We start from the raw sequence: 18,626 nt of genomic DNA on the forward strand, positions 1-18,626 counted from the left end.
GTCATCAATTCCCACAACGAACGGAAGCGTGGTTAATACCGTGAGCGAGGAACAGGGCAGCAAGCCCCGGGGCGTAGGACTGCTCAAGGAACCGACCCCCCTGGGTCCCACGGGCCGCCCGCAGACTGATTTCCCCGAGCCGGGATCCTTGGATTCCCATGGTCCGGCCCGCGTCATCGCCATGGTGAACCAGAAGGGCGGGGTTGGCAAGACCACCTCCACCATCAACCTTGCCGCGGCCCTGGCCGAGTACGGTCGCAAGGTGCTGCTGGTCGACTTCGACCCGCAGGGCGCGCTCTCCGCAGGTTTTGGCACCAACCCGCACGAACTCGACGTCACCGTCTACAACGTGCTGATGGACCGCAAGACCGACATCCGCGACGCGATCATCACCACCGACGTCCCGAACGTCGACCTGCTGCCGGCCAACATCGACCTGTCGGCCGCCGAGGTCCAGCTGGTCAACGAGGTTGCCCGCGAGCAGGTGCTTGAACGCGCACTGCGTTCGGTGACCGACGACTACGACATCGTGCTGATCGACTGCCAGCCCTCGCTGGGCCTGCTCACGGTCAACGCGCTGACCGCCGCACACGGCGTGATCATCCCGCTCACCGCGGAGTTCTTTGCCCTGCGTGCCGTGGCGCTGCTGGTCGAGACCATCGAGAAGGTGCAGGACCGGCTGAACCCGGCCCTGCAGATCGACGGCGTGCTGGCAACCATGTACGACCCGCGCACCTTGCACGGACGCGAAGTCGTCGGCCGCCTGGTGGAAGCCTTCGGGGACACCGTCTTCGAGACGGTCATCCGGCGCACCATCAAGTTCGCCGACGCCAACGTCGCTGCCGAACCCATCACCACCTATGCAACAAACCACCCGGGTGCCGAGGCCTACCGCCAGCTGGCCAAGGAGCTCATATCCCGTGGCGGCGCCCCGTAATGACGGCAACCGCCGTCCTTCCAGCCACCGTGCCGACCGTCAACGACGACTCGGCCGGTGGCTTTCGGGTTCAGCTGGAAAACTTTTCCGGCCCCTTCGACCTGCTGCTCTCGCTGATCGCCAAACGCGAACTGGACATCACCCAGATCGCGATGGCCGAGGTCACCGACGAGTTCATCGGCTACCTGAAGGTCCTGCGGGACAAGCCCGGATCCAAGGCGCTGGATGAGACCACCGAGTTCCTCGTCGTCGCCTCGACCCTGCTGGACCTGAAGGCCGCGCGCCTGCTGCCCCGCAACGAAAACGACACCGACGAAGACATGGCGCTGCTCGAGGCCCGCGACCTGCTCTTCGCCCGCCTGCTGCAGTACAAGGCCTTCAAGCACGCGGCCGGGTGGATCTCCGAACGGCTCGAGGACGAAGCCAAAAGCTTCCCCCGTCAGGCCGGGCTCGAGGCGCACTTCGCCGCGCTGCTGCCGGAGCTCGTCTTCAAGACGACCCCGGAAATGCTTGCGCGTTTGGCGCTGACCGCCCTGGCCCCCAAGGAAGAAGCGCCGCCGGCAGAGGTCGGCGTGGCACACCTGCACGGGGGAGCGGTGAGCGTGCGCGAACAGGCGGGCATCCTGGCCCTCATGCTGCAGGAAAGCCACACGCTCAGCTTCACCCAGCTCACCGCGGACGCCGACAGCCACCTGGTGCTCGTGGCAAGGTTCCTGGCACTGCTGGAAATGTACAGGGAACGGGTCGTTTCGTTCTCACAAAATGCGCCCTTGGACACATTGCAGGTGACCTGGTCGGAATCGGCGGAAGACTGGAACGCGGTGAACCTGCGCGAAGAATACGAGGCCGCGGCGACCGAGAGTGCCGCAGATGCCGATCCAACAACCAGCCAGGGGGAATCCGAGGCATGAGCGAGACAAACACCGGGGTTCCGGCCCCCGCATCACCGGCCGGGGTGGCGCAGGCCGCCGAAACGGCGGGCGCGGCCGTCGACGATTTGCCCGGCGGGCTTGACGCGGGCATCGAATCCATTCTCATGGTCATCGACGAGCCGGTCGGTGCCGGGCGCCTGGCTGAGGTGCTGGAGGTCAGTGAGGAACGCGTCACAGCGGCCCTTCACGGGCTTCGGGCACAGTATGATGGAGGGGATACACCGCGCGGTTTTGAGCTGCGCGAATTGGCCGGAGGATGGCGCATCTTCTCCCGACGTGATTTTGCTCCCTTTGTTTCACGCTTCGTCATCGACGGCCAAACGGCAAGACTAACCCAGGCTGCCCTGGAGACTTTGGCAGTAATCGCCTACCGGCAACCCGTTTCACGCGGGAGGGTCGCGGCGATTCGTGGGGTTAATGTCGATTCAGTGGTGCGCACGTTACTCACGCGCGGGCTGATCCACGAGGCACCCGATGAGGGTGAAAGTGGTGCCACGTTGTATCAGACCACCTCGTATTTTCTGGAAAGATTGGGGCTGGGCAGCGTTTCGGAGCTACCCATGCTTTCCCCGCATCTCCCAGGAGTGGGCGACATTGACGAATTTGACGTTGATTTGCCTTAGCAACTCGGCGAACCACGAAACAACATAAGGACAGACATGACCCAGGGATCGCGCTCAAGCCGCGGCAACCAGCGCCCACAAGGCTCCGGCTCCGGTAACGGCAACGGCCGCGGCCGAGGAGCAGCCGGCGCAGGCCGCTCGAACTCCAACCCGCGCTCGGCCTCCGAACGCGGCGGCGAATCCACCTCGGGTTCATGGTCCAAGACCCACGGCGGCCCCAAGCAGGGCAAGAAGCCGGGAACCGGCTCCGGTGCCAAGAAGTACACGGGCCCCAAGGCCTTCGGCAAGGAACGCTTCGGCCAGAATCTCGGTCCGGTCAAGGCCGACCGCCCCAACAAGCCGACCCAGCGCGAGCGCGCCCAGGCCGCACACTCGGATCTCGAGGGCGTGCGCCTGCAGAAGGTCATGGCCAACGCCGGCGTGGCATCCCGCCGCGTCTGCGAGGAAATGATTGCCGGTGGCCGCGTTGAGGTCAACGGTGCCCTGGTCGTCGAGCCGGGCGTCCGCATCGACCCGGAGCGCGACACCGTGCACGTGGACGGCATGCGCCTGCAGCTCAACGAGGAGATGAAGTACTTCGTCTTCAACAAGCCGCGCAACGTCGTCTCCACCATGGAGGACCCGGAAGGCCGCAAGTGCATTTCCGACTTCATCCGCAAGAAGGGCCAGGAACGACTCTTCCACGTCGGTCGCCTTGACTACCAGACCGAGGGCCTGCTGATCCTCACCAACGACGGCGAGATGGCCAACCGCCTTTCGCACCCGTCCTACGAGGTTCCCAAGACCTACCTGGTGCAGGTCCGCGGCCCGATGGCCAACGGCGTCGGCGCCCAGATGAAAAAGGGCATCAAGCTCGAAGACGGCTGGGCCTCCGTGGACTCCTTCCGCCTGATCGACTCGACCCCCGGCTACCTGCTCATCGAGGTCGTCCTGCACTCGGGACGCAACCGCATCGTGCGCCGCCTCTTTGACGCGGTCGGCCACCCGGTGACCCGCCTGGTGCGCGTGCAGGTGGGCCCGATCCGCCTGGGCGACCAGAAGCAGGGCACCATCCGCCCCCTGGGCAACCAGGAAGTCGGACACCTGCTCGCACTGGTGGGGATGTAACAAGACGATGCCCACCACGCACCTGGCCGGACCTGTATTGGTCATCGGGACCGGGCTGCTGGGCACCAGCGTTGGGCTGGGGCTTAGTCAGCGCGGCCTGAACGTATGGCTTTCCGACCCCTCGCCCAGCGCACAAACCGTGGCGCAGGACATCGGCGCGGGCACCATCCACACCCCCGGGCGCCCCCTGGCCCCGGAGCTGGTGGTTGTTGGCGCCCCGCCGGACGTCACTGCGCAGGTCGTCGCCCAGGCACTCCTTGACTACCCGATGGCCACCGTGGTGGACATCGCCAGCGTCAAGGAGTCGATCCTCGAGGCCGTGCGTGCGGACACGCGCATCACCGATGCGCACCTGGCCCGCTACGTGGGCACCCACCCGATGTCCGGGCGCGAGAAGTCGGGCCCGGCGGCGGCGCGCGGCGAGCTGTTCACCTCGATGCCGTGGGTGGTGTGTGCGCACACCGGATCCCGCGGCGAATCCGTGAAGACCGCCGAGGCCCTGGCCATCGACCTGGGTGCGACGGTGTCGCGGATGAACGCGCAGGACCACGATTCCTCCGTCGCGTTGATCTCGCACTTCCCGCAGGTCGCCTCCTCGTTGATCGCCTCTCGGCTGATGAACGCGCCGGGGCATTCGCTCGCGCTGGCCGGCAACGGCCTGCGCGACACCACCCGGATCGCGGCCAGCGACCCGAAGCTGTGGATCCAGATCCTCAGCCACAACGCCAATGCGCTGGTGCCCATCCTGCGCGGCATGCACGAGGACCTCGAACGCCTGATCGGCACGCTCGAGGACCCGAGCGCCCCCGGCGCACTGCTTGACCTCGCCCAGCTGATGGGGGAGGGCAACGCCGGACAGGCCCGGATCCCGGGCAAGCACGGCGCCCCCCCGCAGGCCTTTGCCCTGGTCACCATCGTGGTGCAGGACAGGCCGGGCCAGGTCGCCAAGCTGCTGGTGGACATCGGCGATGCGGGAATCAACGTGGAGGACGTCCGGGTCGAGCACTCGGCCGGGCACCAGGTGGGCCTTGTCGACGTCTCGGTGATCCCGGGCCGGCGCGAAGAATTGATCACAGTGCTCAGCGCACTTGGCTGGAAGGTTGTGCAGTAATGCAGAAAATCGTGGTGGCCGTCGACGGCCCCTCGGGCAGCGGCAAGTCCTCGGTCTCCAAGGAGGCCGCGCGCCGGCTGGACGCGGCGTACCTGGACACCGGTGCCATGTACCGCGCCGTGACCTGGCACGCCCTCGACGCGGGCACCGACCTGACCGACGCCCGGGCCGTTGCCGCCGCAGTCAAGGCCGCGGACCTGTTCATCTCCACCGACCCGGACCTCGAGCTGGTCAAGATCCACGGCACCGACGTGACCGTGGCGATCCGCGAACCGTTCGTCTCGGAGGCGGTCTCCGCCGTGGCCACCAACCTGGAGGCCCGCAAGGAGCTTGTGGCGCGCCAGCGCGCCATCATCGCCGCTCACGACCGCATCGTCGCCGAGGGCCGGGACATCACCACCGTGGTGGCCCCGGACGCCGACGCGCGCATCCTGCTCACCGCCTCGGAAGAGGCGCGCCTGCGCCGCCGCGGCATCCAGCTGGGTGGCACGCAGTCCGCTGCCGAGCTGGAGACGCAGGTCCTGGCGCGCGACGCCAAGGACTCGACGGTAGTGAACTTCCATGTCGCGGCCGACGGCGTGGCAACCGTGGATTCCTCGGACCTGGATTTCGAGGAAACCGTCACCGCGGTGCTTGCGGCCATCACGGCGCAGGCCCGCTCGTAGAACCACACCCCGTCCGGGGGTTTCCCGGACAGCTTCCCCGCACCGGCCAAAACGCCGATGCGGGGGCACATGCTTAAATGGATACTGGCTTCCGCGTTTGGTGGAGGCACGCAACGCAAAGGAACACCACCATGAGTGAGAGCCTGATTACCGGCGACGGCGAAGAATACGTCCCCGTCAACGACGACCACATCGCCGACCGCCTGGCTGAAATCAGCGAGGAAGAAGCGGAGCAGCGCGCCAGCGTGCTGCTCTCCGGCCTCGAAGACTACGAGCTTGACCCGGAGGACGCGGAACTTCTCGCGCGACTGGGCGAGGACTACGACGACGACGCCGACGAGGTCATTCCGCCGGTGCTGGCCATCATCGGCCGACCCAACGTGGGCAAGTCCACGCTGGTCAACCGCATCCTGGGCCGCCGCGAGGCCGTCGTGGAGGACGTGCCGGGCGTGACCCGCGACCGCGTGTCCTACCAGGCCGACTGGAACGGCCGCAACTTCACCGTCGTCGACACCGGCGGCTGGGAGCACGACGCCAAGGGCATCCACGCCCGCGTGGCCGAGCAGGCGGAAATCGCCGCAGACATCGCCGACGTCATCCTCTTTGTCGTGGACTCGCGCGTTGGCGCCACCGCCACCGACGAGGCCGTCGTAAAGATGCTGCGCCGGAAGAAGAAGCCGGTCCTGCTGGTCGCCAACAAGGTCGACGATGCGAACCAGGAAGCCGACGCATCATTCCTCTGGGGCCTTGGCTTCGGCCAGCCCTGGCCCGTCTCGGCCCTGCACGGCCGCGGCGCAGCCGACCTCCTGGATGCGGTTGTTGCAAAGCTTCCCGAGTACTCCGCCTTCGGCGGCATCATCCCGCGCGGCGGCCCCCGCCGCATCGCGCTGATCGGCCGCCCGAACGTCGGCAAGTCCTCGTTGCTGAACAAGATGGCCGGTTCCGAGCGCGTTGTCGTCGACAACACCGCCGGCACCACCCGCGACCCGGTCGATGAGCTCGTGGAGCTCGGCGGCGAGGTCTGGCGCTTCGTTGACACCGCAGGCATCCGCCGCCGCCAGCACATGGCGCAGGGCTCGGACTACTACGCCTCGCTGCGTACCCAGGCCGCCCTGGAAAAGGCCGAGGTCGCCGTCGTGCTGCTGGCCGTCGACGAGGTGCTCTCGGAGCAGGACGTCCGCATCCTGCAGATGGCCATCGACTCCGGCCGCTCCCTGGTGCTCGCCTTCAACAAGTGGGACCTGATGGACGACGATCGCCGCCGCTACCTCGAGCGCGAGATCGAAATGGACCTGGCGCACGTCGAGTGGGCACCGCGCGTGAACATCTCGGCGAAGACCGGCTGGCACAAGGACAAGCTCGTTCCTGCCCTGCACACGGCCCTGGAGTCCTGGGACAAGCGCATCTCCACCGGCAAGCTCAACGCCTTCCTGGGCGAGCTTGTAGCGGCCCACCCGCACCCGCTGCGCGGCGGCAAGCAGCCACGCATCCTCTTCGGTACCCAGGTGTCTTCGCGGCCACCTCGCTTTGTGCTCTTCACCACAGGTTTCTTGGATCCGGGCTACCGCCGATTCATTACTCGCCGCCTGCGCGAGACCTTCGGATTCGAAGGAACCCCCCTTGAAGTGGCCATGCGAGTGCGCGAAAAGCGTCAGCGTACAAAGTAGTCCGAAAAATAGGGTAGGGTTATCTCGGAGCTTTTCGCAGACGGCACCCGCACGCAAGTGATCGGGAGAACGGCTGCGAAAGCAACCGGGCTATGGCGCAGCTTGGTAGCGCGCCTGACTGGGGGTCAGGAGGCCGTGGGTTCGAATCCCGCTAGCCCGACCGGTTGAAACCCCGGCAGTTCAACGAATCAGCGTTGAACTGCCGGGGTTTTTCTCTGCCCGGGCTTTTGTGATTTAAGTACTTTCTCGATTCCCCGCCCGCACTCATTGCCAATGGACTGCCAACAGGCTTTGGGGCCCGGCGAAATGGTTTTGTGACCCTTGTCGCACTGCTTCCTGAAGCCGCGGCCCAAGCGCGCGACGAGCCCCTCCCTTTCCTTTCGGAACGGGAGGGGCTCGTCGCGCGCTTGGGGTGGCGTGCCTGCCCCTGAGACGCGGATGGTCGGCGGACCTTCCATCGCCTTCCTTGCCCCTGCCGGCCACTTCCCGGGCCATGTTGCCGATCTCCTCTTCGAAACCCATGAGGGTTTCCTTTCGAAGATCTGGTTTACCTCTTCGACCTTGGGAAGGTTTGCTGTACATTCACTGGCAACGAGTGATTTGGTGTCATGATTCGCTGGAGCCGCCAATGCGTTCAAGCGAATTCTTCGGAGCTGTTGCCGCATGCGGCAAGACGGCGTTCAACATTATGAACAATTCGGCGTATGGGGTTCCCATGACAATGCTTGAAGGACAAATGCTCTTGGCCATGGTCGGCATGATGCTCGCTGTGCTGGCTTCCTCGATCCTGGGGCAACGCTGGGCGAATCATCGTGAACGGTTGGCCCGGGAGGCGGAGTTGAGGCTGCAGGATCGTGGGGCCGCTTCCGGTTCTGAAATTGCGGGGGTTTTCCCCGAAGTGTCTGGCCCGTGATGGGCGCGCAAGGATGCGCGCCGCCTGACTGCGTGTCCGCCTGAGATGGCGGCCGCGGGTTCGTATCCCGTTGGCCCGATCGGCCGATGCCCGGGTGGTTTGACAAGCGTTTGGCAAGCCGCCCGGATTCTCCATGCCCAGGGCGATGCGGCACTCCGGTTGGCAGTCGACTGCGCCTGGCCGCTTCGCCCTGAACTAGGGCACCGTGAGCAGGCCGCCGCTGCGTCCCGGATCCGTGCTTCAACCCGTTACTCAATATGCGCTGCGTCATGCGCCTTTGTGAGTGCACTCACTTCCGGTTATGCTATGTGTGCGATATTAGAATTCCGTGTTCGATTATAGAACGCCACGAAACGATGACGACTGAAGTGACTGAATCGTTCACAGAGAAGTGAGGAAAACCAGTGCAGTTCCACCACAACGGGTATGTTTCCGGAAACCCGCTCACCCAGCCACCTGCGGGTGTTGGCATTGACCGCCCAGCGGAACTCCCCGACGAGGTGGACGTCCTGATCGTCGGCTCGGGCCCGGCCGGCATGATCGCCGCCGCCCAGCTTTCCCAGTTCCCGGGCGTCACCACCCGCATCGTCGAACGCCGCCCCGGCCGCCTGGAAATCGGCCAGGCCGATGGCATCCAGGCCCGCAGCGTGGAGACCTTCCAGGCCTTCGGCTTCGCCAAACGCATCAGCGAAGAGGCGTACCACATCACCGAAACCGCGTTCTGGAAGCCGAACCCGGAGGATCCCTCGAAGATCCATCGCGCGGCCCGCACAGCGGACGACCCGCACGGCATCAGCGAATTCCCACACCTGATCGTGAACCAGGCCCGCGTGCTCGACTACTTCGCCGAGTTCATGCACAACGCGCCAACGCGCATGACGCCCGACTACGGCTACGAGTTCCGCACGCTGAGCGTCGACGACGAGGCTGAGTACCCGGTCACGGTGACCCTCGTGCACACCTCGGGAGAGCTCGAGGGCCTGGAACGCATCGTCAAGGCCAAGTACGTGGTCGGCTCCGACGGCGCCCGCTCCAAGGTCCGCGAATCCATCGGCTGCACGATGTCCGGCGACAAGGCCAACCACGCCTGGGGTGTCATGGACGTCCTGGCCGTCACCGATTTCCCCGACATCCGAACCAAGTGCGCCATCCAGTCCGGCAACGGCGGCAGCATCCTGCACATCCCGCGCGAGGGCGGCTCGCTCTTCCGCATGTATGTCGACCTGGGCGAGGTTGCCGGGGATGACAACGGCAACGTGCGCAACACCCCGCTGGATGAGATCATCGAGAAGGCCAACCAGATCCTGCACCCGTACACGCTCGATGTGAAGTCGGTGGCCTGGCACAGCGTCTACGAGGTCGGCCACCGCCTCACCGACAGGTTCGACAACCTCAAGGACGGCGACGCGGCGGACCGCACCCCGCGCGTCTTCATCACGGGCGACGCCTGCCACACGCACAGCGCCAAGGCCGGCCAGGGCATGAACGTCTCGATGCAGGACGGCTTCAACATCGGCTGGAAGCTCGGCCACGTGCTCGAGGGCCGCAGCCCGGCCGAACTGCTGCGCACCTACTCCGCCGAGCGCCAGGTCATCGCGAAGAACCTGATCGACTTCGACAAGCAGTGGTCCACGCTCATGGCCGCAAAACCGGAGGAAATGGCCGATCCGGCCGAGCTGGAGCGCTTCTACGTGCAGACCGCCGAATTCCCGGCCGGCTTCATGACCGAGTACAAGCCTTCCATGCTGGTCGGCGAGGCGATCCACCAGGAGCTGGCCACCGGCTTCCCGGTGGGCAAGCGCTTCAAGTCCTCGCCGGCGTTGCGAGTCTGCGACGCCAACCCGGTGCAGCTGGGCCACCATCACCGGGCCGACGGCCGCTGGCGACTGTACGCCTTCGCCGACGCCGCGGCGCCGCAGGAGGCCTCCGCGCTGCGCGAATGGGCAGCCTGGCTCACCGAGTCCCCGCAGTCCCCGCTGTTGAAGTACACCCCGGCCGGCACCGACATCGATTCGGTGTTCGACGTCAAGGTCGTCTACCAGCAGGACTACACCAACGTCGACCTGGGCCAGATCCCGGCCGCGTTCATGCCCCGGACCGGCGTGTTCGGGACCATCGACTACGAGAAGGTCTACGCGACGCTCGAGGGAGACGACATCTTCGAGAAGCGCGGCATCTCCCGCGACGGCGCCATCGTGGTGGTCCGCCCGGACCAGTACGTGGCAAATGTGCTGCCGTTGGGCGCCCGCGAGGAACTGAGCGAGTTCTTCGCGCCCATCCTCATCGAGCACTAGGCCGGATCCGGAACCCAGCGCACCAAGAGCCCGTGTCCGGCCCCGATCTCCGGTGGCCGGCCGCATCCGGAAACAGCAGTGTCGCGGCGAATTGGATTCGCCGCGACACTGCTGTTTTGGTTTTTTGCCCGACTCCGAGGCTCTGGGCCCCACCGGTGGATCTATGCCGGCGGGCTTCCCGGCGGCTGCCCTTCGGCCGGATCGCCGACAGCATCGCCTGCAGCCTCACCGGACGGTCCGACCGTTGTCCCTCCCTGCGAGGCGGCCGTGCCCGGCCCGGCCAGGGTGCGGGACTTCGCTTCCAGCCGCAGCGACTTGAGCTTGCGCCCGCGGGAACGCCAGCATGTGCCAAAAAGTTGCGATGCCCGCGAAGAGGAGCAGGCCGGCAACCGCGCCGCCGATCGACCACGAGGGGAACCAAATCGCCGAGGTGTCGATCATCAGCCGGGCCTTCTGGGGCGCGCCGGATGAATTCAGGTAGATGCCCAAGGTGAGCAGGTTCGGCAGGGCAACAAGGACGGCGGCGCCGATGATCACCCATTTCCAGGGCCAAGAAATCTTCTTGTAGCGCACCTGCCACGCAATGAGCAGCGGGATGAAGGTGAAGACAAAACCGTAGGTCAGGCCCAGCAGCAACCCGCCGCTGAGCGAGCCCTGCGTTTGGTTGGCGATCCGGGTGGCCCACCAGACGGGCAGGAGCAGGCGAATGACCAGGAAAGCGACCGCCAGCAGGGCAAGACCCGCCGCGCCCAGGGCGATCCGCAGGCCCCAACGGGGTTTCGGGGCCGCGGGGAACAATGGGGGAAGGCCTGCCGCCGCCGTCGGTGCGGGGATATCTGAATCTGGCATGCGTGCATCATCCCATGCAGAAGCGGAAACGGCGGAGATTTTATGGCGCTCTTGCAGGGAATCTCTATTGATCGCTAGTAGGCTAATCTGGTTGTAGACGCATTGCCCCAATCTGGGATGGGGCAGCGGCTACGGAGTCATTTGAGAAAGAATTTTGGGAGGACTGGACATGGATGAAACTCGGGTGCCGAACCAGCAACGCGAGACTTCGACCGAAACGACGGGCATCACCCTGCCGCCGGTGCAGCGCGAGCCAGTCGTTTTCTACGCCCTGAGCCCCGAGGAGCGCGCAGCGGTTTCGGCCTTGCCCGCGGGCTCCGCCCTGCTCATTGCGCACTCCGGCCCAAACCAGGGTGCACGCTTCCTGCTGGACCAGGACGTCACGCAGGCCGGCCGCCACCCGCAGGCCGACGTGTTCCTTGACGACGTCACGGTTTCGCGCAAGCACGCACAATTCCTTCGCGACGCCACCGGCTTCACCGTTGTGGACTCCGGTTCGTTGAACGGCACATACGTCAACAACGACCGCGTGGACTCGGTGCGCCTAGTCAACGGCGCCGAGGTGCAGATCGGAAAATTCCGCCTGACCTTCTACGTCACGCTGCCGAACAACCCGGCCAACACGCTCGACTAAGCAGGAAACTCTGTGAATCATGTAGCCCGGAACCCTCGACTGGCTGTCATCAGCGGCGATAGCGCGCGCCCTGCTGCACTCAATATCGGCGAGGTGCTTTCGGAGCTTCATGACGAATTCCCGCAGGTGACGGCCTCGAAGATTCGCTTTCTCGAGGAAAAGGGCCTGCTGACGCCGCAGCGCACGTCGGCCGGCTACCGCAAGTACCTGCCGGACGACGTGGGGCGGTTGCGTTTCATCCTGGGGCTGCAGCGCGACCAGTACCTGCCGCTGAAGGTCATCAAGGACTATCTGGACGCCGTTGACAGGGGAGAACGCCCCGACCAACTGCCCGGCGGGCACACCTTGGCCCCGCGCAGCATCAGCAAACAGATGGCCCAGGATTTGGTCGCGCACGCGCGACCCGTCACCAAGGCCGAGTTGCAGGGCCTGTGTGGTGCAAGCTCCGGCCTCGTTGACGACCTGCTGGCATTCGGGATGATCGTTCCCGAAAACGACCGTTTCGACGAACACGCACAGAAAATCACTGCGGCTTCCGCGGCACTGGCCGCCCACGGGATCGAACCCCGGCACTTGCGGGCCTTCCGTGCCGCTGCCGATCGAGAGGTCGGCCTGGTGGAACGAGCCGTTGCACCCCAGATGAGCAGGCGCGACGTCGCCTCCCGTGCGCGGGCCGCCGAGACGGCCCGTGAAATAAGCGATGCCTGCATGGCGTTGCATGGTGCGTTGGTCAATGGTGCCATCGCCAAGCTGGACCACTAGGTCAACCGACTATGGTGTCCCTTGGAGCAGGGATCACGCTAAGGAGCGAACCATGCATGAGCTTGAAGTTGTGGGAGTTCGCATCGAACTTCCCTCCAACCAGCCCCTAGTCCTGCTCAAGGATGTCAATTCCAAGCGCCACCTGCCAATCTGGATCGGCGCCCCGGAGGCCTCGGCGATCGCCATGTTCCAGCAGGGGATCATCCCGCCGCGGCCACTGACCCATGATTTGATGATTGCGACGCTGGAGTCGCTTCATGCCCCGATCCTGCGCGTGGAAATCGTCTCTGTGCTCAACGCGGTCTTCACGGCGGAGCTCGTGTTTGCCAACGACGTGCGGGTCGACGCCCGTTCGTCCGATGCCATTGCCCTGGCGCTGCGCGCGCAGTGCCCGATCATGTGCCACGACCACGTCCTGGACGAGGCGGGGGTGCTTGTCGCCGACGACGAGGACGCCACCGACGGCGAGGAAGACCAGCTGCGGGAATTCCGTGAATTCCTGGATGAGGTCGAGCCCGAAGATTTCGATAAATAGACGACCGTCCGCGACACGCCTCAAGTTTGGCTTGAAGGTCTTTGACGAAGCACCTTTCAAGTCGTACCGTCGAAGCATAAGTTCCCAAGGTTTGCCGACCGCGGACGCCGATTTCACTCGCAAGGAATCGTTCCACGCTATGAGCAACCCTCCTTCCCTTATGGGGATGCTTGAGCAAGGAGATTCCGATGAATCCCACTGATGATCAACGCGCAACCGCGAACCGGCCTGCCGCGTCGACCGGCAACACCCAAGGCCTGCTCTTCACCGAAGACCTGCCGGTGTTGGACGAAGACGCGGGCTACCGCGGCCCGATCGTCTGCAAGGCCGCCGGAATCACCTACCGACAGCTGGATTACTGGGCCCGCACGGGTCTGGTTGAACCGGCTGTTCGCATCGCCAGGGGCTCCGGCTCCCAGCGTCTCTATGGATTCCGCGACATCCTTGTTCTTAAGGTCGTCAAGCGCTTGCTGGACACGGGTGTGTCCCTGCAGCAGATTCGGACGGCCGTTGAGCACCTTCGCGAACGGGGGGTGGAAGACCTGGCGCAAATCACCCTCATGAGCGACGGCGCATCGGTCTACGAATGCACTTCCGCGGACGAAGTCATTGATTTGGTCCAGGGCGGACAGGGCGTCTTCGGGATTGCAGTGGGCCGTGTCTGGCGCGAGGTAGAGGGTTCTCTGTCGCAATTGCCAAGCGAGCGTGCCTCCGATTTTCCCGAGGATGAACTGGCCCAACGCCGGGCTGCGAAGCGAACGGCCAGCTAGGGCTTCGCGATCTCCAGAATCTTCCCAGCGGCCGGCCGGTCGGCACACCATCAGGTGTTCGGACCGGTCGGCCGCTGCGTTGTCCTCCGAGGTCAGGCGTTGCCCAGCGGCAACAAAGGAGCCGGCGTCCTACTGGTTTTCCAGTAGGACGCCGGCTTCTCTATGTATATGGGCCAGGAATTGGCTACCTTGCGCGCATTTTTCCTGAGTCGGAAATATTGCGCAGCAGGTCGTCGAACAACTCCGCAGTCTTTCTTGCGGCCTTGCCCGGCCACTGGTGCACGGAATAGGCGGCACCCTGGATTTGCTGCCAATCGGCGAACTCGGGCAATTCGGGGCTGAGCACTGCCGAGCCAAACATCGAGCGCATTTCGGTGAGCCGGAAACGGTGTTCGTCCGAGTCCTTGCGCACCCGGTTGATCACGACGTCGATCGGTCCCAAGTCCGGGGCGTATTCATTGCGGAACATTTCCAGGGCGCGCTGGGTGCGTTCGGTACCGGCCACGGAGAACAAGCTCGGCTCGGCAACCAGCAGCACGCGATCGCTTGCGCTCCAGGCCATGCGCGTCAGGCCGTTGAGGGATGGCGGGCAGTCGATGAGGACCAATGCGTATCCCGAGGTGCGTGCAAGCAGCTGGGTCAGCCGGCGTAAATCGCGTGCGCGCAGGTCTGGCCTGTCGTAGATGCCGGTGTAGGCATCGCCGACGGCGACGTCCAGTACGGGAACGCGGGTGAGGGAACGCTTCGAAATTGCCTTGGCTTGCCACGCACTTGAAACGATGTTCTGGGACAAGTCCGTCTTGCGTGCATATTTCAGCATGTGGCCAATGGTCATCTTGCCGTCGGCGCGGACACCCAAGCCGGTGCTGGCATCAGCATGCGGATCTAGGTCGATGACGAGCGTGGGGATACCAGCTGCCAGGGCGGCCGAAGCGAGCCCCAATGTAACGGAGGTTTTTCCTACGCCACCTTTAAGGCTGCTAATGCTCACTACCTGCACGGAACGGACCACGCCCTTTTCTTCTGTCGATTTCCCATGATGCAACGATTGGTTCCCTTAATATCATAATCGGGTTCACGGGCCTTTGCCGCCACGGTGACTGCCCGGCGGTGAGACCACTGTTTCGTGCCCGGCGCAATCTTTTTGCTTTGGGTGCGCCAGATCACGGTATGGTGTGACTTTGGGGGCCTGAAACCTTGGCTTCCATCCCGCAATCATGAGTTCATACCCTCGAACCCGTGTGCTTAATTCACCCTTATTATCATTTTGCAGGAGCGCCATGTTTACGAAGATCTTGGTAGCCAACCGCGGTGAAATCGCGATTCGCGCCTTCCGGGCCGGTTATGAACTGGGCGCAAAGACTGTCGCCGTTTACCCGTACGAGGACCGCAACTCGATCCACCGCCAGAAGTCGGACGAGGCATACCGCATCGGCGAAGAGGGCCACCCGGTCCGCGCCTACCTTGATGTTGCCGAGGTCATCCGTGTCGCGAAGGAAGCCGGCGCGGACGCCATCTACCCGGGCTACGGATTCCTGTCCGAGAACCCGGACCTGGCCCGTGCCGCAGCCGCCGAGGGCATCAAGTTCATCGGCCCCTCCGCGGACGTGCTGGAGCTCGCCGGCAACAAGGTTGCCGCGCTGAAGGCGGCCCGTGCCGCGGGCATCCCCGTGCTGCAGTCCTCGGAACCGAGCGACGACGTTGCCTACCTGACCGCCGAGGCGGACAAGATCGGCTTCCCGATCTTCGTCAAGGCGGTTGCCGGCGGCGGCGGGCGCGGCATGCGCCGCGTGGACACCCGCGAGGCGCTGGCCGAATCGCTTTCCGCGGCGATGCGCGAGGCAGGCAGCGCCTTCGGGGATCCCACGGTCTTCCTGGAGCAGGCGGTCCTGCGCCCGCGCCACATCGAAGTGCAGATCCTGGCCGATGAGCACGGCAACATCGTGCACCTGTTCGAGCGTGACTGCTCGCTGCAGCGCCGCCACCAGAAGGTCATCGAGATCGCCCCGGCCCAGAACCTGGACGAAAACATCCGCCAGGCGCTGTACGCCGATGCCATCAAGTTCGCCAAGGCCCTGGGCTACCAGAACGCCGGAACCGTCGAGTTCCTGCTTGACACCGTGGGCGAGCGAGCCGGACAGCACGTGTTCATCGAAATGAACCCGCGCATCCAGGTCGAGCACACCGTCACCGAGGAAATCACCGACGTCGACCTGGTGCAGGCGCAGATGCGCATTGCGGCGGGCGAGTCCCTCGAGGACCTCGGCATCCGCCAGGAGGAGCTGCAGATCCGCGGTGTCGCCCTGCAGTCCCGCATCACCACCGAGGACCCTGCCAACGGCTTCCGCCCCGACGTCGGAACGATCACGGTCTACCGCTCCGCCGGCGGCTCGGGCGTGCGCCTGGACGGCGGCACCATCTACACCGGTGCCGAGGTTTCCCCGCACTTCGACTCGATGCTGGTCAAGCTCACCTGCCGCGGCCGCGACTACAACACCGCGATTGCCCGTGCGCGCCGCGCCCTGGCCGAATTCCGTGTCCGCGGCGTCACCACCAACATCCCGTTCCTGATGAACGTGCTGGCCGACCCGCAGTTCATTGCCGGGGACGTCGCCACCGACTTCATCGACAAACGCCCGGACCTGCTGACCGGCAACAAGTCGCAGGACCGCGGCACCAAGGCCCTGGCCTTCCTGGCCGGCGTGACCGTGAACCACCCGAACGGCCCGCGCATCGAGGGCATCGACCCGCGCGAGAAGCTGCCGGCCTTCCCGGGCGACAAGCAGTCCGAACCGGACCGCAGCCCGTTCGACGGCCCCTCCGTCGAGCACGCCCCGCCCGCGGGCTGGCGCCAGCGTTTGCTGGAACTCGGCCCGGAGGGCTTCGCCAAGGCGCTGCGCGCGGAGACCGCCGTTGCCGTCACCGACACCACCTTCCGCGATGCGCACCAGTCGCTGCTCGCCACCCGCGTGCGCACCCGCGACCTGCTGGCCGCGGCCCCGGCCTACGCGCACATCATGCCGCAGCTGTTCTCCATGGAGGTCTGGGGCGGGGCGACGTACGACGTATCGCTGCGCTTCCTGGGCGAGGATCCGTGGAAGCGCCTGGAGCTGCTGCGCGCGGAACTGCCGAACGTGCCGCTGCAAATGCTGCTGCGCGGGCGCAACACCGTGGGCTACACCCCGTACCCGACCGAGGTCACCGACGCGTTCGTGAAGGAAGCCGCGGCAACCGGCATCGACATCTTCCGCATCTTCGATGCGCTGAACGACGTCTCCCAGATGGCCCCGGCCATCAAGGCCGTCCGCGCAACCGGCACCGCGGTGGCCGAGGTGGCGCTGTGCTACACCGGCAACCTGCTGGACCCGAACGAGGACCTGTACACGCTGGACTACTACCTGGAGTTGGCGCAGCAGATCGTTGACGCCGGCGCGCACATCCTGGCGATCAAGGACATGGCCGGGCTGCTGCGTCCGGCCGCGGCCGCGAAGCTTGTCACGGCCCTGCGCGAGCGCTTCGACCTGCCGGTGCACCTGCACACCCACGACACTGCCGGCGGCCAGATGGCCACCCTGATGGCCGCGATCAACGCGGGCGTCGACGCCGTGGACGTGGCGGCCGCCTCGATGGCCGGGACCACCTCCCAGCCCTCCTCCTCGGCGCTGATCGCCGCGCTGGAGAACACCGAGCGCGACACCGGCATCTCCCTGGAGGCAGCTGCCTCCCTGGAACCGTACTGGGAATCGGTGCGTGCCATGTACGCGCCGTTCGAGTCCGGGCTCGCGGCCCCGACCGGCCGCGTCTACCGCCACGAGATCCCGGGCGGCCAGCTGTCGAACCTGCGCCAGCAGGCCATCGCACTGGGTCTGGGGGAGCGCTTCGAGGCCATCGAGGACATGTACACCGCGGCGAACCACATCCTGGGCCGCCTGGTGAAGGTCACCCCGTCCTCCAAGGTGGTGGGCGACCTGGCCCTGGCGCTGGTGGGCATGGGCGTTGACCCCGACGAGTTCGCGGCCGACCCGAAGTCCTTCGACATCCCGGACTCCGTGATCCAGTTCCTCTCCGGCGAGCTCGGCAACCCCCCGGGCGGCTGGCCGGAACCGTTCCGTTCCAAGGCGCTCGAGGGCCGCGTCGTGCGCCCGCACGTCGAGGTGCTGGACCCCGAGGATTCCGCTGCGCTGCACCAGGACTCGGACACCCGCCGCGCCACGCTGAACCGCCTGCTCTTCGCCGGCCCGACCCGCGACTTCGCCGCGACCCTGGAGACCTACGGGGACCTGTCCTCGCTGCACACCCGCGACTACCTCTACGGGCTGGTCAAGGGCCGCGAGCACGTCGTCTCCCTGGGCAAGGGCGTGCGCCTGCTGGTGAGCCTGCAGTCGATCTCCGAGGCCGACGAAAAAGGCATGCGCACCGTGATGGTCACGCTCAACGGGCAGTCGCGCCAGCTCATGGTGCGCGACAACTCGGTGGAGTCCACCGCGGTGCTCGCGGAGAAGGCCGACACGGCCAACCACGGCCACATCGCGGCCCCGTTCGCCGGGGCCGTCACGGCCAAGGTCGCCGTGGGCGACACGGTCGAGGCCGGCGCCACGGTGGCGACGATCGAGGCCATGAAGATGGAAGCCGGCATCACCTCCACCGTCGCCGGCACCGTGACCCGCCTGGCCATCGGCGGCACCGCGCAGGTGCAGGGCGGGGACCTGCTGCTCGTCATCGACCACGCCTAGGCAACGGAAGCTGGCGCACCAACTGCGCATTGACTGCGGTTGGTGCACCAGCTGGACACGTGAGCGAGGATGGGCCCCGAACCGGGCGTTCATC

At 65.6% G+C, this 18,626-nt stretch carries 16 protein-coding genes and 1 tRNA gene; 15 read left to right on the forward strand and 2 right to left on the reverse strand.

The features are described 5' to 3' along the window. Window positions 1–40: 40 nt before the first annotated feature. From JOF47_RS04025 to JOF47_RS04070, 10 genes are all read left to right on the forward strand, one after another. Window positions 41–937, forward strand: coding sequence for a ParA family protein (locus JOF47_RS04025; protein ID WP_209996116.1), 897 nt, complete (start codon window positions 41–43; stop codon window positions 935–937). Continuing rightward, complete coding sequence (locus tag JOF47_RS04030; protein WP_209996117.1) at window positions 937–1,848, forward strand: segregation and condensation protein A; 912 nt, start codon at window positions 937–939, stop codon at window positions 1,846–1,848. Before JOF47_RS04025 ends, JOF47_RS04030 begins: the two co-directional genes overlap by 1 nt. Further along, complete coding sequence (gene scpB, locus JOF47_RS04035; protein WP_209996118.1) at window positions 1,845–2,492, forward strand: SMC-Scp complex subunit ScpB; 648 nt, start codon at window positions 1,845–1,847, stop codon at window positions 2,490–2,492. Before JOF47_RS04030 ends, scpB begins: the two co-directional genes overlap by 4 nt. 36 nt (window positions 2,493–2,528) lie before the next feature. Beyond that, entirely contained in the window at window positions 2,529–3,599 is a 1,071-nt protein-coding gene (locus JOF47_RS04040; RefSeq protein WP_209996119.1) for a pseudouridine synthase, read from the forward strand. Between the two features lie 7 nt (window positions 3,600–3,606). After that, window positions 3,607–4,710 carry a prephenate dehydrogenase gene (locus tag JOF47_RS04045; protein WP_209996120.1) on the forward strand — a complete coding sequence of 368 codons (1,104 nt, stop codon included), beginning with the start codon at window positions 3,607–3,609 and terminating at the stop codon, window positions 4,708–4,710. Beyond that, on the forward strand, window positions 4,710–5,375 hold the full coding sequence (gene cmk / locus JOF47_RS04050; RefSeq protein WP_209996121.1) for a (d)CMP kinase: 666 nt from the start codon (window positions 4,710–4,712) through the stop codon (window positions 5,373–5,375). The genes JOF47_RS04045 and cmk overlap by 1 nt, the downstream gene beginning before the upstream one ends. A 131-nt stretch (window positions 5,376–5,506) precedes the next feature. Next, the gene (der, locus tag JOF47_RS04055; RefSeq protein ID WP_209996122.1) at window positions 5,507–7,042 is read left to right on the forward strand and encodes a ribosome biogenesis GTPase Der; all 1,536 of its coding nucleotides are present in this window, start codon (window positions 5,507–5,509) and stop codon (window positions 7,040–7,042) included. 86 nt (window positions 7,043–7,128) lie between these two features. Continuing rightward, a tRNA-Pro gene (locus JOF47_RS04060) sits at window positions 7,129–7,202 on the forward strand. 468 nt (window positions 7,203–7,670) lie between these two features. After that, window positions 7,671–7,955, forward strand: coding sequence for a hypothetical protein (locus tag JOF47_RS04065; RefSeq protein ID WP_209996123.1), 285 nt, complete (start codon window positions 7,671–7,673; stop codon window positions 7,953–7,955). 404 nt (window positions 7,956–8,359) lie between these two features. Next, entirely contained in the window at window positions 8,360–10,249 is a 1,890-nt protein-coding gene (locus tag JOF47_RS04070) for an FAD-binding monooxygenase (RefSeq protein ID WP_209996124.1), read from the forward strand. A gap of 225 nt (window positions 10,250–10,474) precedes the next feature. Here the strand turns inward: JOF47_RS04070 and JOF47_RS04075 are convergent, their stop codons facing one another. Beyond that, window positions 10,475–11,098 (reverse strand): hypothetical protein, encoded by a 624-nt coding sequence (locus JOF47_RS04075; protein WP_209996125.1) that lies wholly within the window; start codon window positions 11,096–11,098, stop codon window positions 10,475–10,477. A gap of 169 nt (window positions 11,099–11,267) precedes the next feature. Between JOF47_RS04075 and JOF47_RS04080 the strand changes: the two genes are divergently transcribed. The 4 genes from JOF47_RS04080 to JOF47_RS04095 all read left to right on the forward strand — a co-directional run bounded on the left by JOF47_RS04080 (window position 11,268) and on the right by JOF47_RS04095 (window position 13,799). Beyond that, window positions 11,268–11,732, forward strand: coding sequence for an FHA domain-containing protein (locus tag JOF47_RS04080; protein WP_209996126.1), 465 nt, complete (start codon window positions 11,268–11,270; stop codon window positions 11,730–11,732). 12 nt (window positions 11,733–11,744) lie between these two features. Next, on the forward strand, window positions 11,745–12,494 hold the full coding sequence (gene ftsR / locus JOF47_RS04085) for a transcriptional regulator FtsR (protein WP_342592706.1): 750 nt from the start codon (window positions 11,745–11,747) through the stop codon (window positions 12,492–12,494). 52 nt (window positions 12,495–12,546) lie between these two features. Next, window positions 12,547–13,029: a bifunctional nuclease family protein gene (locus JOF47_RS04090; RefSeq protein WP_209996127.1), complete on the forward strand. Its 483-nt coding sequence runs from the start codon at window positions 12,547–12,549 to the stop codon at window positions 13,027–13,029. 188 nt (window positions 13,030–13,217) lie between these two features. Beyond that, window positions 13,218–13,799 (forward strand): MerR family transcriptional regulator, encoded by a 582-nt coding sequence (locus tag JOF47_RS04095; protein ID WP_209996128.1) that lies wholly within the window; start codon window positions 13,218–13,220, stop codon window positions 13,797–13,799. A gap of 184 nt (window positions 13,800–13,983) precedes the next feature. On the opposite strand, the gene JOF47_RS04100 is transcribed toward JOF47_RS04095, so the two are convergent. Continuing rightward, complete coding sequence (locus tag JOF47_RS04100; protein WP_342592850.1) at window positions 13,984–14,799, reverse strand: ParA family protein; 816 nt, start codon at window positions 14,797–14,799, stop codon at window positions 13,984–13,986. A 280-nt stretch (window positions 14,800–15,079) separates the two neighbouring features. Between JOF47_RS04100 and JOF47_RS04105 the strand changes: the two genes are divergently transcribed. Then, window positions 15,080–18,532 (forward strand): pyruvate carboxylase, encoded by a 3,453-nt coding sequence (locus JOF47_RS04105; RefSeq protein ID WP_209996130.1) that lies wholly within the window; start codon window positions 15,080–15,082, stop codon window positions 18,530–18,532. Window positions 18,533–18,626: the final 94 nt, after the last annotated feature.

The organism is Paeniglutamicibacter kerguelensis (assembly GCF_017876535.1).
GTDB lineage: Bacteria > Actinomycetota > Actinomycetes > Actinomycetales > Micrococcaceae > Paeniglutamicibacter > Paeniglutamicibacter kerguelensis.

Bases quoted from the DNA above. Each gene is read 5' to 3' on its own strand.
- JOF47_RS04030 (WP_209996117.1), top strand. From the start codon at position 937: ATGACGGCAACCGCCGTCCTTCCAGCCACCGTGCCGACCGTCAACGAC.
- scpB (WP_209996118.1), top strand. From the start codon at position 1,845: ATGAGCGAGACAAACACCGGGGTTCCGGCCCCCGCATCACCGGCCGGG.
- JOF47_RS04040 (WP_209996119.1), top strand. From the start codon at position 2,529: ATGACCCAGGGATCGCGCTCAAGCCGCGGCAACCAGCGCCCACAAGGC.
- JOF47_RS04045 (WP_209996120.1), top strand. From the start codon at position 3,607: ATGCCCACCACGCACCTGGCCGGACCTGTATTGGTCATCGGGACCGGG.
- cmk (WP_209996121.1), top strand. From the start codon at position 4,710: ATGCAGAAAATCGTGGTGGCCGTCGACGGCCCCTCGGGCAGCGGCAAG.
- der (WP_209996122.1), top strand. From the start codon at position 5,507: ATGAGTGAGAGCCTGATTACCGGCGACGGCGAAGAATACGTCCCCGTC.
- JOF47_RS04065 (WP_209996123.1), top strand. From the start codon at position 7,671: ATGCGTTCAAGCGAATTCTTCGGAGCTGTTGCCGCATGCGGCAAGACG.
- JOF47_RS04075 (WP_209996125.1), bottom strand. From the start codon at position 11,098: ATGCCAGATTCAGATATCCCCGCACCGACGGCGGCGGCAGGCCTTCCC.
- JOF47_RS04080 (WP_209996126.1), top strand. From the start codon at position 11,268: ATGGATGAAACTCGGGTGCCGAACCAGCAACGCGAGACTTCGACCGAA.
- JOF47_RS04090 (WP_209996127.1), top strand. From the start codon at position 12,547: ATGCATGAGCTTGAAGTTGTGGGAGTTCGCATCGAACTTCCCTCCAAC.
- JOF47_RS04095 (WP_209996128.1), top strand. From the start codon at position 13,218: ATGAATCCCACTGATGATCAACGCGCAACCGCGAACCGGCCTGCCGCG.
- JOF47_RS04105 (WP_209996130.1), top strand. From the start codon at position 15,080: ATGTTTACGAAGATCTTGGTAGCCAACCGCGGTGAAATCGCGATTCGC.